This is a genomic window from Enterovibrio litoreus (genome assembly GCF_045679545.1).
GTDB lineage: Bacteria > Pseudomonadota > Gammaproteobacteria > Enterobacterales > Vibrionaceae > Enterovibrio.
Map to the genome: position 1 here is coordinate 2,000,901 of NZ_CP166194.1, position 16,046 is coordinate 2,016,946.

Sequence of the window (16,046 nt, forward strand, 5' to 3'; positions counted from 1 at the left end):
TGGATGTATGCCCGCCACTGATTAACAGGCGAGCGGCGCTATGAAATTATTAAACATTCCAAACTTCAATGGGTTGAATAGCCATCGACTCAGTAGACACATTTGAGTCTTGCTTTGCTCAAAACCAGATTATCCGAACTCATTGGTTTAGATCGCTAGCTCTAAGCCGTTTTTATCCAAAACAACGCCAGAAACACAAAGGCCGCCCCATTGGGCGACCTTCTACTTACGGAACATTGCTGGCGTTTTATCTTTACGGCTTAGCCGTTTTCACGCATGGCGCGGAGCATCCACGCGGTTTTTTCGTGCTCGCGCATGCGATCTGACACCAGTGATGCGGAGGATTCATCACCGGCTTGCTGTGCCAGTTTGAGCACTTCGCGGGCGGTGCGAACCACCTGCTCGTGGCCTTTGGTGAGTATGTCCACCATGTCATCAGCCGATGGAACCCCTTCCACTTCTTCAATCGCGCTCAGTTCCGCAAACGCTTTGTAGGTGCCCGGTGCGGCAACGCCGAGTGTGCGGATTCGCTCTGCGATTTCATCCACCGCCAGTGCTAGCGCGTTGTAGTGTTCTTCAAACATGACATGGAGTTCACGGAACTGTTTACCCGTAACATTCCAATGGAAGTTGTGCGTTTGCAGGTAGAGGGTGTATGAATCCGCTAACAAGCGTTTTAGCCCTTCTGCAATCACAATTCTGTCGTGTTCTTGAATACCGATATTGATGCTTGTCATAACCCCTTCCCCATTCTCTTTTGGCATTTTGTTTGGCCGTTGGCCTTTTTGTTTATGGGGAGAGTTTATGATGGGATAAGTGATAGGTACAATCGTTGAAAATTATAGATTCAATCTGCCATACCTATCACTTTTTTTGGGTCGGTGATTTAAGCGTTTCGATAGCGAGATGGGAAGGTATGCCCAACATCGGTGAATACGCCGTCAACCCCCCAGTTGAATAACTGGTTGGCGCGCATCAGGTCGTTGACCGTGTACACGTTTACTTCAAGCCCGTGCTCTTTCATTTCCTGCACTTTTTCTTTGGTGAGCCCTTCGTTAGCAACGTTAATGGTGTCTGCCTGACACGCCTGTAGGGTGGACAACCAATCTTCTGGCATCAATGGTTCAAAGAGGCAAGCTACAGCCACATTCGGGCAGCGGCGTTTGAATTCCGCCAGTGCCAGCGGATTAAAGCTAGAAACCAACACGTTGGCGTCTTGGTTGAGGTTTTTTAACCCTTCAATGACTCCGCTGATGAGCTTTTCGGTGTTTTCCCAGCCTGACGTGCAGGATTTGATTTCAACATTAACGTTGAGTTTGAGGATGTTCATCAAGGTAATGAACTGATCGAAGGTTGGGATTCGTTCGCCAATGAAGGCATCACCAAACCAACTTCCGGCATCAATATCGTCGAGATCTTCGATAGTTAGGTCATACAAACTGCCAGGTCTGTCGGTGCAGCGATCTAAGGTGTCATCATGGCTAACAACAACCGTTCCATCTGCCAAAATATCCACGTCGCACTCTACCCAGCTAAGGCCATATTCTGGCGTTAGCGAGAAAGCAGAAAGTGTGTTTTCAGGCGCAAGTGAGGACATTCCTCGGTGGGCAAAGAGTGTTTTCATGGTTCTACTTTTAACTCTAGGTTCGAAAGGTTATTTCAAGCAACTATACGCAAACTTTCTCAATATGCCTGTTTCAACGAGCATAAAAACAGTGATATGGCACACAAAAAAAAGCACTGCATCGCGCAGTGCTTTTGTTGGGTAACCGTTCTCATCTCAATCAGACGAATTTTCAAGAATCAGTCTTAATCCAATTTCAGCGCCTGCTGTTGGATCAATTGATTCAGAATGTCAGTTCCTGTCGCGCTCATGTCTAACCCAAGGTCTGGCAACCCAATATCTTGCAGCACAATGTCCTGCACTTCCATGCCACCTGCGGTTTGAGAGACATGAAGCGTTAAGCCATCGGCTGTGACTTCAGGGCGAATGTAATCGAGCAATTCACTAATGGTAGACCCACTGCCTACGGCATCCGGCAGAATCGCTGAGATGTCTAGCTTATCACCGGTAACCGTGTCGCCCACCGCGAAGTCTGTGATGGTATCAGTGGCTAGTGTACCTGTTGCTACATCAGACCCTGACCAAGCATACACGTCGTCACCGCCGCCGCCCGTCATGGTGTCATTTCCAGCGCCACCGACAAGGATGTCATTACCCAGTCCGCCTAGCAACGTATCATCGCCGTCTCCCGCGAACAGTTGCTCTCCGTCATCGCTGGCGGTCAAGGTGTCATCGGCTTCAGTACCAAACTGCGTTGAGTTTGGATCAAACACAACCAATTGACCTGTCATCAGCATCGACTCAAGAATTTCATCTTGCGTCAGGCCGGATGCATCCATCCCCAGCAAATCATTGAGCGTGAGGCCTTCAATCAGAATATTTTGAATCGGCGCACTGGTGTCATCAAACACCTGAATGCGCGTATCACCACCCACCGTTTGGATATCTAGGCGATTCGCTAAATCGGTAAAGGTAAATACCCCTGCGGTATCAAAGGCATCGGAAAGATCGATCACATCAATCCCGTTTTCAAAGTCTTTGATCACATCATTGGCAACGTTTGCTGCAGTACCAAAATCACCGGATTTCCACGTAAAGGTATCGGCGGCACTATCTCCCGTGCCATCGATATCACCGCCCCACATTTGGTCATCTCCCTCACCACCGGTGAGAATATCTGCACCCAAGCCACCGACGAGAATGTCATCGCCTGCACCGCCGTGAAGGCGTGCAGCTTGATTGCCATCAACCACCAAGTTATCACTGCTGTTATCCGAATCATTGAGATCAGGCGTTGTCGCGGTGTCTACCACGTTAACATTGATGGTGAGAGAGGCTTCTTTAGGATCGCCATCGCCCACATCAGACAGTGCTGTGACTGTAATGTCACCTGCGGGCTGCGAGGTGAAGCGGAGATTCAGATCCTCAAGCATGACGGAGGCTAATTCCGTTTGACTAAGTGTCCAATTCCCGCTGCCATCATTCGTGCCAACAGGGTTACCTGCGCTATCAATGAGTTCCCCTGATGTACCTAGGCCACTAAAAGTCAGCGTGAACTCGTTATCAATCGGGTCAACCAAACTCGCCATCAGCCCCAGCAAAGGAACAACAGCACCGACTGCCGCACGCATAGAAGCGAGCTGAGTCGCATAGCTAAGCTCTGGCAAGTCTGACTTCGGTGCAACAACGATGGAGACAGTATCGCGATCGAATTTTTGACCGCCCGCGCCGAAGTTTCCGCGATCGCGCGTTGTCATGGTTAAGGTGTCATCACCTGAGGTGTTTTCACCCGCAAATTCATAGTTAACGCCACCAGCAAGTAAGGCATTAATGGCGTCGATGTTACCGGTCAGCGTCAGCGTATTTGTCCCATCACCAGAGACTGAAATACCGGTGCTATCACCGACCAAATCCAGTGTACTGCCAGTGCCTACCGCCAATTGCACATTGACCACGCTGCTGCCGTCTCTTGCATCCACATCTTGGACTTGCAGGTCGGTAATCGTGAGCACAGTGTCTTCTTCTGCGGCGTAGCTATCCGCTAGAATATTCACGGGCTCGTCATTCACTGCTGATAGGTTGACGGTAATTTGTTTATTCACCACATCAGTAGACACCGCCCCGTTATCCACGGTCTGAATGGCAAGATCCAACACCAATTGGCCATTAACATCTTGAGGCGGAATAAACGTCAGATCGTCCAGACGAGAGCTATCGATAGTCACAACAATATCGCCGCCGTCAGACGTTTCCGGTGTGACGGTGCCAACCACACCATCAGGCAGAACAATTTTGCCGCCACTTGGCACACCTGAAATCGTAATGAGCAGTGTTTCAGGTGGGTTTTCAGTGACATCAACACCTGATGGCTGCCCTGTGTCGCTAACACTGTCGCGATTGTCTTTTGCGGTAATTTCCATTTCGAGATGAACGGCGGCGTCTTCCGTGCCGGATGCCGATGCGTTCACATTGGCGTTCGCCCCATCACCCACAGGATCGACAGTGAGTGAAACGACTTGGCTGTGGCCAACCGGTTCGCTCAAGTTGTCTTCTTGGGTAAACACGGTAACAGTAAAGTTAACCGTGCCACTGAAGTTGCCCGCTGGCTCCACCGTGATTTGCGACAGCGATGTGTTGTCTGTGATCGCGCTGGCAGGAATGATCCACTGCCCTTCGGATGCATTGACCGCTGGGGCTGACAAGGTAAATCCGTCTGGCACATTTTCCACGATAATAGACGCAAGGGATTCGGAGCCATCAATATCACTAAAGCTAAAGCCAAGATCGGCCAGTGAAGCGCCGCTCGTTGTATCTTCATCCACAGTGATCGCGGCGACGTCGGTGTCACCTAAGTCTGTGCCATTTTGGGTAAAGGTGACTTCGTCATTTACCGCCGTTACTTCAACGTTCATGGTGGTGTTCACCGTGCGGCTGTCAGTACCGGTTGTTGCTGTGTCTGTAATCGTGATGCTCGCAGAAACTTCAACTTCACCACTGAAATCAGGCGCAGGTTTGAACTTGATGGAATCAAGCTGGCTTGCATCAATAACCAAGGTGTCAGATTCGGAGCCATCCGCCAGCACAAACATCCCCATACCCGCAGGCACTGTGAGTGTTGCCGCTGTGATTGTTTCTTCACCGTTGGCCTGATCCGTGTCTGCAAACGATCCATTAAGACTGAGGATAATCAGGCCATCTTCAAGCGCCTGACCGGAAACAACCTGTTCTGTTTCACCCGTTTCGAGTGGTTGCTGATCCGCGTTCAAACCTTGCGTTTCTTTAATATCCAGAGAGAAAGAAAACTCTACTAGTGTGTTGTCACTTGGCTGCGCCGCTCCGTCTGGTGATGGCAAATCAACCAGCGGCTTAACATTCAGTTGAATATCAAACGAGATGGATTTTGTATCGCCACTGCGTGTGTCTACATTCACCAAGGTAATTGGAATAAATAGCTCTCCTGCATAATCATCTGGTGGGGTAACCGTCAGCCCTGTGAGATCCAATCCGTCAGGGTACGGGTTTCCATTGTCACGACGGCCCGGAACTTCAAACACATAGGTATCGTTATCAATATGGTAACGCGCTCCACCAATGACGGTACCCGCTGGAATTGCATCTCCAGCAATAACGACGGTCACTTGGTCAAACGGCGAGTCACCACCACCACCTGGAGGGAAACTCAGTGCATCGCCAACGGCTTCTAGCGAGAATGCGTTATCTTCAAACCCTTCGACAACCACAGTCTCTGCTGGCGGTGCCAATTGATACGCCTCGTGATTACTGTTACTGCCTACATAGTTCAATGTAATCAGAGAGCTTGATACCGGCGTTAAAGGGCTGCTGTCACCTTCACCCAAATCCCCTTCGTCTTCCACCAGGCCAGATATCGTGAATGTGGTTGAACCCGCCGGGACATTTGCGGGCGCTATGATGCTGAAGTCGTTCGGGTCGTTCAGCACCCAACCGCCCTGACCATCACTCACGCCATTTTCGACATAGAAACCTTCTTCTAGACCAGTAATCACGATGCGAGTGACAGTTTCGTTACTTGAATCGTCTGGATGCGCAAAGATGACGCCATCTAAAAATTCAATACGGCCATTGCTGTCTGTTGAAACCTCAGTGACCGATGTGCCAGCTTGTAGCAGTTGCAATTCGCCATCTTCCGTTTCCACGACTGCGTCAATATTGATATTGACGGTGCCACTGATCTCTTTTTCAGCCGATGTCTGGCCTTCGAAATCATCTTGTCGAATCGTGACAGACGTCGTGAGTGTTAAGTCTTCGTCACTGTGAGGCGCACGTTTCACTTGTAGTTGATAGCCATCAGCAATTTGTGCTTCTGTCAGGGTCACTTCACCAGAAACGGGGGTTAACGTGATAACGTCGCTACCTTTGACCAACTGCACACTGTCTGTATCCGCGAAACCGGAAATAGTCGCGCCGACAACAAACTCTTTCACGCCTTGCGCATCTGAATCAGGCACACCTGCAACGGTAAGATCAGGCTGCCAATCTATGTTCACCCATGCATCTTCGTTGCCTGTTGTCGTTGATGTTTCGTAAGTATCTGCCGCATCAATCACTGGCGGGCCGACAATTACTTCAATCGTGGTGCTGATCGCTTTGTCATCGCCATCGTTTTCTGTCGCGACCAGTTTGGTCTCAATGCGCAGATCTTCGGTCGTATTGGGTGGAAGCTTGAGATAAACATCACCAGATTCAAACGCATCCAGTGCAACAGAATACGTTGGGACGGACATACCGCTACCGTCGGTTGCCCAACCCGCGAATGCCAGTTCAACGTCGGTTAACGAGCCATCGGCATTTTTAACCACAAACGTCACGCCATCCGGCAAGTTCGACACGATCATGGTGAGTGATTCTGAGCTGTCAGTTGGCGCGAGTGCTTTCTCGCCGGAGGCAACAGTGAAATCAACCGCTACCAGTCCGTCGCCGTTAATACCATCTTCTGGTACGGTCGTTGTCACGACGCCAGTAGCAGCGTCGTATTGCCACTCGCCCGGATTCGTTCCTGGGTTTTCGACCTCAAATTCCGGCGTATCCGCTACACCCGCAATCAGTACATTCAGCGGTTGCGCTGGCAAGATGCGCTCGTCATCTGGCGAGTTCGTGGCAGAGTCAACAACAATGCTTTCAACCATCAGCGTGATGTTTTCATTGCTGTGAACTGGCGGAATAAGTTCTAGGTTCGCTAAGTCTGCAACCGCGATACGGTCAGTGTCGGTAATGGGTGTAATTGTACCGCCATCATTAAGTTGCAGTGTCGCACCCGCTGGTATGTCATAAATGCGCACGAACATGGCTTCTGACCCATCGGCATCACTGCCGAGTGTGGTCAACGAAATCGCGCTGGCGAGGGAAATTGTATTCCCTTCAGCGACATTGGGATCAGGATTGCCCGCATCTTCATTCCCTACGACGGTGCGTACTACCATTCTTGCCTCGTCGGCAACAGGTTCGACGCGCAAGATGATTGACGACGTTGTTTCGGCCGTTTCTGTGCTCGTTGGCGCAGATTCGGTGGATATTGCTTTAATGCCGAGCGCGATGTCTCCGCTGAATTCACTGTTTGGAATAAAGCGAACTTGGCTCAATCGCGATGGGTCATCCAGCTTCCAAACGCCGTTATCTTCATAGATAGCGCCACCTTGGAATCGCCCTTCGTTTGGCGACAGTGTGAATTCCAGCGCGAGTGTTTCTGATCCGTCAGTATCCTGCAGGCTCGCTGACAGCAGATCTGACAGTACGAACTGTGCAGGGTCATTAATCGACGTGCCGAATGGGTTGAAGTCTTCTTTGAGCTCGAATACTCCATCCGCTGCATCGCCAATCAATGTGATGGTTGGCGCATCGGCCACGCCGGAAACCGTCACTTCCATTGGAGAAGAAGTGAAAACAGGATCGTGACCGTTAAGCTCTAACTCAACATCAAACTGAATGAGGTCAGTGTCATCATACGAGGAGTAATCAGGATCAGGAATAAACGTCACACCTGACAGATCAAAGATAATCGGCGCCACTGTACCGGAAGCTTGAAACATGTTGCCCAAGAACACGATATTCCCATCGCCGTCTGGCAAGATTTCGGTGCCATTGAAGTAGAACTTTCCTCCTATGTCACCAGACGGATCTTTGCTCATCAGAGTGACTTCGCCGTCAAGCACCAAGGTCCCTGCGTCTTCGTAGGCTTCGCCTAAGTCATTGTCACCAATATTCAGTTGAACATTGATGGCTATGCCTGCAGAAGCATCAACCCCTGCTGCTTCAGTATCGGTATCGTTCTGCCCTTGGTCTTCAGTGCCTTCAATCACGCCGCTTGTTGCGGGCGCAATAGTAATAGTGGGCACTTGGTCGTTAAGTGTCAGCGCTATCGCACCTTCGGCTTTGTCACCGTCATTGTCGGTCACTTCATATCGAATCGATTGATTCAGCACAGCCGACGGGTTGTCTAAATTGGCGACGAATGTGAAGGCTATTTGACCCACAGGTTCATTGCGCGGATCAATACGCATGGTAGCGAGTTCAAGCGCCGGATCTGTGTCCGAATACAGCGTGATCGTAGATGGTCTTGTGGTCGACACATCAACCCACTCAACACCATTGTGAATGCGCGTTATCAAAGCACCATCTGCGCCTTGCAAGCCTTCAATATCTGAGGGTAATGATGGATCAGTGGCTTCAAAGACATCAACGGTCACCATGGTGTCATCGGTTGGTGAATCGTCTACCACCAATGGAATCGCACCTTGTGCGGTCGGAATGTCGTCTTGCACTTCAATCGGAACACGAATTCGCCCAGACTCATCACCGTCGGCGTCCACCGTGTACGCAGTCAGATCAAACGTGAGAGAATTTTGTCCATCACCCGTTTCGTGATCTAAGCCCGAGAGCAGTTCAAATTCAAAGGTGCCATCTTGTGCCAAGGTCAATTGGAACACATCACGATTGTCGCCCGACCCATCGTCTGCGACACCAAAATAGGTTTTAGGGTAAGTATCGGTGGCGGGTCTTTGCTCCAAACTCACCGGAAAATCACTGGCTAGAACGGGCTGCCCATCAGAATAGGTCAGATAGTCTGTTTCAAAGAAATAACCCGTTAGGTCATCACCGAGCGTTTTATCAACATCAAAGGTATTCGGATCGCCACTGTCATTCGTATTGTCGATATTCAGTGTGCCGCTCGACTTAGACCCCTGACTCACTCCCGTTGTCGAATCAATACTGCTTTCTTGAACAGTCAGTGTGTCGGTTGACGTTAAGCTTCCACTTGCTGTTTCATCATCTTCAACGATAAAGGTGACAAGACGCGCTAATTCACTGCTTGCATCGTTAGGGTCAACCAGTTTGTCACCGTCTGTGTCTTCGACTTGAATCGGTAATTTAATGTTAATACTGTCGCCATCGGCGCTGACATAGTTTTCATTGATTTGGTCGCCAGCCTCTTTCGGATGGATTAACGCTTGGTATTGCGTAAATGCCGCATCCACCTCTACGCCTAGACCGTCCGCGGCTTGTGTCGCGGTTAGCACAAACTGCAAAGCGGGTTCGCCATTAATGGAGGCCAAAATGGTTAAGACCGGATTACCCGCACCGTCGGTACTTGGTGTCATGGTCACGTCATCAACGAACTCACCAAGATTATTGGAAAGCAACTTGAGCTCGTTTATCAAGGTGGCATTGTTGTTACCATCATCAATCGAGATTGTATCTGGCACTAAACGGTCCGAAATCGCAGCAATGCTAATGGTGCCAGTTTGTGTGTTTTCGGATGCTGAGGCGTCATATTGATTGGGTGTGTTGCTTTCTTCTAACGCAATCACATCTACTGGCGCACCTGACGCATCCAAGCGCTCTCCACCCGACGCTGGCGTGCCATCAATAATGTTGAACGTGATGGACGACGAGTTACTTTCGTCACCATCAGCATCCGTCACGGTGTAAGGCAAGGTGAAAGTAGATTTTTCATCGTCAGCATCACCATCACTGGCTTGATGCTGGTCGATAGGTTGATATTGCGTGACAGAGAAAGTCGGCTCACCCGTCGTTCCCGATGGTTCAAAGGTGATTTCTAGCACTTTTTCAGGCGTACCGTTGTTGTCGGAATAGACAGTAATCACACCGTCCACTGACGTATCAACGGTGGTGGGCATACCATGACTGGTGATACCTGCGAACTCAGCCTCTGCCGCTGTGGTGTCAAACGTGATGTTGCTGATCTCATCACTGCCTAGATCAATGCCGCTTGTCGTTGAAGCGCTTTGTGTTCCACTCGGATCGGTTTGTGGCTCAACCAAATCAATGCTTGATGCGCTAGTCACAGGCGCTGCACCATCAGTGCTTTGCAGTGTTAGTTGCGCAGGGTTGTGCATCAAATCACCGCCTGTGTCAGTCACTTGCAATGGCACATTGACCGTGATTTTGCCGCCATCAATATTGACATAGGTACCTGTACCCGAGAGATGATCAAGCGGTGCGTTTTGCGTGAGTGTCGCAGAAACATTGAGGTCTTTGCCATCTTGAGTGGCCGTGACAACAAGCTCAATCACCACCACGCCGTTTACGGTTCCTGTCAGCGTCAATGTACCCACGCCGTTACTGTCCACAGTGGTTTGACGGGTAAAGATGACAGCTTCACCGTTTGACGTGATTTGAGCGAGTTCGCTTTCAAGCGCAGCGAGTTCGTCTGGCGCGATTTGTAGCGAATCAGGCTGCAGGCGTTCTGTACCCGCTTCTATCACAAAAGTCTGCGTATCAGGGGCGCTATACGTGGCGTTGTCCAAATCCCCTTCCACCACAGTAAGCGATGCTGTTTGCCCACCTTGCGCATCAATATCGATCGACAGCAAAATTTGACCCGATGCTTCATCACCATCATTGTCCGTGACTTCATAGCGAATGGTCTCGGTTGTGACGTCTTGCGGGTCAGTCAGGTTAGGGTTTAGCGTAAACGTGATTTCTCCCACGGGTTCATTGCGTGGGTCTATGCGTAAGGTAGCGATTTCAAGCGTTGGATCTGTCGTCGAATATAACGTCATTGTCGATGGGCGTGTGGTTGACACCTCTTCCCACTCTTTACCATTGTAGATTCGCGTAATAAACGCACCATCAGCACCTTGTAAACTTTCGATATCCGAAGGGACTGTTGACGGATCAATGATGGCAAACACATCAACGGTTGTTGTGTTCCCGCCCACCGAAGCGTCATCTAAAGACGCAGCGATGTCCCCCTGCGTTGTTGGAACGTCATCTTGCACGAAGATAGGCACACGAATGTTGCCTGACTTGTCCCCATCGGCATCTTCGGAATAGGCCAGCAGGTTGAAATTTAGCAAATTATTGCCATCACCGGGCTCATGATCTAACCCAGACAGCAATTCGAAACTAAAGGTGCCATCGGCTTCTAAGGTCACCTTGAACACATCACGGTTGTCACCCGACCCATCGTCAGCAACACCAAAATACGTTTTTGGATAAGCATCCGATGCAGGACGTTGTTCGAGAAAAACGGGATAGCCACTCGCAAGAACAGGATCCCCATTGGCATAAACAACATAGTCCGTATCGAAGAAGAAGTGGGAGAGATCATCGCCTACTACGCTATCTGCATCTAAGGTATTAGGGTCACCATCATCATTGGTGGTATCTATATTTAAATTACCGCTGGACTTAGAGCCCTCACTGATACCTGTGCCATCATCAATACTGCTCTCTTCGACGAAAATTGGCGCAGTGATGTTTAGACCAAAAGTTGTTGAATCATCATCAACCACGGTAAACGTGACCACACGCGCGGCATCGACGCTTGAATCGTTGGGGTCAACCAGTTTGTCACCGTCAGAATCTTCAACCTGAATCGGCAACTTAATCGCGATGACGAGGCCGTCAGCACTAACAAAGTTTTCAGATATTTGATCGGCAGGATCCGACGGGTGCATCAGTGCCTGATACTGCGTAAACGCAGCGTCGACATCCATGCCTAGACCATCTGCCGCTTGTGTGGCAGTCAGCACGATTTCAAGCGCTGGCTCACCATCTATAGATGCCAAAATGGTAAGGGTAGGATTGCCTGCAGCGTCGATTCCCTGCGTTATTGTTACGTCATCGACAGGCTTTCCAAGGTTATTCGAAAGAAGCTTCAGTTCACTGATGAGGGTGTCATTATTGTTGCCGTCATCAATAGAAATCGTGTCGGGAACCAAGCGATCTGACGTAGCCTCAAACTTTATCGTATTCGTATAGGTGTTTTTCTGCGCTGAGGGATCATATTGATTGGGTGTTAATGCTTCATCAAGGCTAAAGAAATCAGTAGGAACGCCTTGTGCATCAAGCCTCTCACCACCCAGCGCAGGTGTGCCGTCAGTGACAGTAAAGGTAACAGAAGATAGATTGCTGACATCGCCGTCAGCGTCGGTCACTGTGAACGGTAAGGTAAAGCTGGATGTTTCATCATCGGCGTCGCCATCGCTGGCTTGATGCTGATCGATCGGCTGATATTGAACCACTTTACATTCAGCGGGATCGCCTGGAACACTCGATGGCTCAAGCGTAATTTCCAGCACTTTCTCTGGTGTACCGTTGTTGTCTGCATAAATGGTAATCACACCATCTACCGACGTATCAATGGTTGTTGGCATGCCATGGCTGGTGATACCTGAAAACGCGGCTTCCGCTGCGGTCACGTCAAAGTCAGCGCTGGCGATCTGATCACTTCCCAAATCAATATCAACCGTTGTTGACACTTCTTTGGTTTCACTCGGATCAGTTTGCGGTTCTACAAGCTCAAGGCTAGCATCACCCACCACTGGCGCTTGGCCATCATTGCTAACCAAAGTTACGATGGCTGGGCTTTGCATCAAATCGCCACCCGCATCCGCGACTTGCAAAGGCAGATCAATCGATATGCTATCGCCAGTAATCGTCACGTATGTGCCCGTGCTGTCTAAATGATCGAGTGGCCCTGATTGCGTCAACGATGCAGAAACAGAGAGTCCGTTTCCATCTTGGGTGGCCGTTAAGGTTAAGGTGACGACGACCTCGCCATTCACCGTTCCTACCAGCGTAAAAGTGCCAACGCCATCACTATCCACACTCGTTTGACGAGTGAACAGTACGGGCTCGCCATTTGATGTCACACCCGCCAGATCAGCTTCGAACGCGGCTAAGTCGCTTGGCGCAATCTGAAGTGATCCGGGTAACAAACGATCTGTGCCACCTTCAATGCTAAACGTCTGAGTTTGAGGGACACCATAAGGATTGACGTCTAGGTCGCCTTCGGTCACTTCGAGCCTAACACTCTGTCCACCAGCAGCATCTATATCAACGGCAGCCGCCCGAGAAGAATCGGATAAATCACCACCAAGAAAGTCCTCGTCATCATTATTCGCACCTAACGGTCCTGCAGTGTCGAACCCTGCTTCTGTTAAGGAAGACGCGTAAAGATAATCGATGACCACAAAACCAGCATTTGATGAGCCTAAATTTTCGCCCGCCGCGGTTTCTTCGAACAATTCAGTGGGATCGACCCCCTCTAAAATCATTCTCTGCAAATCAGCGATGTCGAGATTCAAACCTTGGTTTACATCAAGCCCATCAGCATTAAAGCGAACACCAATACCGGTAGTGGCAAGTTGAGCATCGCCTTCAGAAATTGGAATAAGGCAGGAGGCACAACGGCTGTCAATATAGAACTCTTGACCGCCTTGGCTGGCGACAACGGCACCGTCATCATTGGTCAGCAACACTTGATTAGGCGCAATTTGCATACCGGGGCGCACAGGGACAATACCCGAGTCATTGGAAACTAAGAATGCTTGCCCTTTAACGCTGTCAACATTTAACTTCGTGTCAAACTCATGACCAATCATATTTGTACCCCAATCTCTATCGCAACTTCGGCGAGAATCCGTGTCCCTGAAGGTTATGTGCATAGTGTAACCAGCTGACATTACGCTGTCTTACCCCTAACAGAGCTAGTTTCAATCTGCACTCAACATTGAGACAGCATGAGACAAGATCCAAATCCCTTTCTGTCCAATGTTTAACTATCGAAACAAATGACACTTTTAAGATTAGGAAAATCAGCGCTATTCGCACCGAAATTTACATAGCAATGTCATTTGACGAACTCGAGTCCATACTTCCTCTGGGGATAAATATGACTAAGTACTTGAATATTCCCAATCAAGCCCTGATATTAGCCAGAAGAACAACAAAAGATGGGTGAGCAGGTCTACTGTTCGAATGCATCTACATGGAGTAAATATGGCCATTCACGTCGGTATAATTGACCAAGATCCAGTTCGATTGGTCACCGCCTTGCTGCACCGAAAATTCAAGGCCGAGAAAGTGATATTCATTGGTGTTGAATGTCAGCTTCAGCAGTTTGAACAGCTCAGTAAAGTATTAACGCCAAAGGGCATTATCACTGAGTTTTTCCAGATCCCTTCAGACATCAATATTCCTCTGATCAAAAGCAAAATCGTTGAACTCGCAGAGCGCCTGAAACAAGAAGGTGTAGAGGTGTGTTTCAATGCCAGCTGTGGGTTGCGTCACCGCCTTCTTACCGCATATGAAATCTTTCGCACCTATCACTGGCCCATTTATGTCATCGAACCTTTCAGTGATGAATTGTGCTGGCTGTATCCTTACGGCCTTGAACAACAGCAGGTTGAAGACCACATCAATATCAGCGACTACCTAACGATTTTCGGTGCACGATGTGAATTGCAAGATGAAGACATTCGAAGTGTATTAGACACAACCATTGAATCGCTTGGCCATAAGTGGGCAAGCAACGCTTATGAATTAGGCCCAGGCCTTGCTACGCTCAATTACTTGGCAACAACCTGCCGTAAAGAGCAGAAGCTTGATGTTGAACTAAGCGAGAAACAACAAGGCTATCGTGAGCTAAAAATGCTCATCGACGACCTCAATGACGCGCAACTCTCTACCTTTGAGAATGGCGTGCTGACATTCGCAAATGAAGCCGCTAGGCGATTTGCTAATGGTGAATGGCTTGAATGGTATGTTCACCATGTGGTTGAAGAGATTAAACACGACCTGCTAACCATCCAAGATTTGTCTCTTGGTGTGCAGGTTTACCGCAAAATTGGCGAGAAAGAAGTGCGCAACGAACTGGATGTTGCCACGGTAGTGAACAACAAGCTTCACATCATCGAATGTAAAACCAAAGGGATGTCGAGCGATGGCGATGACACGCTGTATAAGCTTGAATCGATTCGTGACCTTCTCGGCGGCTTACAAGCACGTGCAATGCTGGTCAGCTTCCGTCCGTTAAGGCATCACGATATCACACGTGCGACAGACCTTGGCTTAGCGCTAATCGGCCCCGATCAACTTGCCGATCTAAAAACGCATCTTCATGAATGGTTCTTGGCCGCAGGAGGCACAGAGAAAGCATCGTTCGCGTAATGGCTTCATCACGTTATCTCTGTGTCTTTGGGATAACGTGATTCGCTAAGCGACCTTTCGCTAACTCGCCTCATTCGCAAGCCAATCAACAAAAAACGCGAAATCACAAAAAGCAAAAAGCCGGCAGATGCCAGCTTTTTCATGTCTTTCATCGTGCTTGATTAAGCAGTCAGCATCTTTCGCGCAGATTCAACAACAACTTTAATTGAACGTGCCTCGGTCTCCGCCATGGTCGCCTGATCTGGAATTTCTTTCTGGGTGCGGTTAATGATAACACCTGCCACACAGCCTGCCTTAAGCCCTGAACTTGCACACATGGTCAGCAAGGTCGCTGATTCCATCTCAAAGTTCAACACTCCCATGTCTTGCCACTCTTTCATTGAACCTTGGAAACGCTTAACCACGCGACCACTGAAAGTGTCATAACGTTCTTGACCAGGGTAGAAAGTATCACTCGATGCAGTGACACCAGTATGAACCGCCGCACCAGACGCATCTGCTGCGGCTTTCATGGCTGTTGCCACATCAAAATCGGCAACGGCTGGGAACTCAAGCGGTGCAAAGTGGGTGCTCGCACCATCAAGACGAACAGAACCTGTGGTCACAATCATGTCACCAACATTGATGTTTGGCTGAATGGCACCTGTTGTACCAACACGCAGGAAGGTACGTACACCAAGCTGAGCCAACTCTTCTACTGCAATCGATGTTGAAGGGCCACCAATACCCGTAGAACAAACGACCACTGACTGACCTTCCAGCTTCGCCAAGTAAACGGTATATTCGCGATGACTCGCCAAGAATTTAGGCGAATCCATCAAAGCGGCAATTTTCTCAACTCGCGCTGGATCACCAGGAATGATTGCTAGTGTTGCGCCTTCGAGATCAGATGCGTTGACACCCAAATGGAATACGGTTTGCTCAGTCATGATTGTCTCCTCACAGTATCGTGCCCCTCAGCTTCATCTGAATAGAAAAGTGCTGAGTACGATTGCCACAGAAAATTAGGTGGCGATAAATTCAGTCA

The 16,046-nt window shown here is 49.4% G+C and carries 5 protein-coding genes; 1 reads left to right on the forward strand and 4 read right to left on the reverse strand.

All coding sequences use genetic code 11. The annotated features are described in order from the left end of the window. Positions 1-260 precede the first annotated feature (260 nt). The 3 genes from AB8599_RS08715 to AB8599_RS08725 all read right to left on the reverse strand — a co-directional run bounded on the left by AB8599_RS08715 (position 261) and on the right by AB8599_RS08725 (position 13,452). Complete coding sequence (locus tag AB8599_RS08715) at positions 261-737, reverse strand: Dps family protein (protein WP_407330518.1); 477 nt, start codon at positions 735-737, stop codon at positions 261-263. A 149-nt stretch (positions 738-886) separates the two neighbouring features. Beyond that, positions 887-1,624 carry a glycerophosphoryl diester phosphodiesterase gene (locus tag AB8599_RS08720; RefSeq protein WP_407330519.1) on the reverse strand — a complete coding sequence of 246 codons (738 nt, stop codon included), beginning with the start codon at positions 1,622-1,624 and terminating at the stop codon, positions 887-889. 185 nt (positions 1,625-1,809) lie between these two features. Next, positions 1,810-13,452: a retention module-containing protein gene (locus tag AB8599_RS08725; RefSeq protein ID WP_407330520.1), complete on the reverse strand. Its 11,643-nt coding sequence runs from the start codon at positions 13,450-13,452 to the stop codon at positions 1,810-1,812. Between the two features lie 397 nt (positions 13,453-13,849). Here AB8599_RS08725 and AB8599_RS08730 point away from each other — a divergent pair, with 397 nt between their 5' ends. Then, positions 13,850-15,019 carry a Card1-like endonuclease domain-containing protein gene (locus AB8599_RS08730; RefSeq protein ID WP_407330521.1) on the forward strand — a complete coding sequence of 390 codons (1,170 nt, stop codon included), beginning with the start codon at positions 13,850-13,852 and terminating at the stop codon, positions 15,017-15,019. Positions 15,020-15,180: 161 nt separating this feature from the next. On the opposite strand, the gene udp is transcribed toward AB8599_RS08730, so the two are convergent. Continuing rightward, positions 15,181-15,948, reverse strand: a complete 768-nt coding sequence (udp, locus tag AB8599_RS08735) for a uridine phosphorylase (RefSeq protein ID WP_407330522.1) — start codon at positions 15,946-15,948, stop codon at positions 15,181-15,183. Positions 15,949-16,046: the final 98 nt, after the last annotated feature.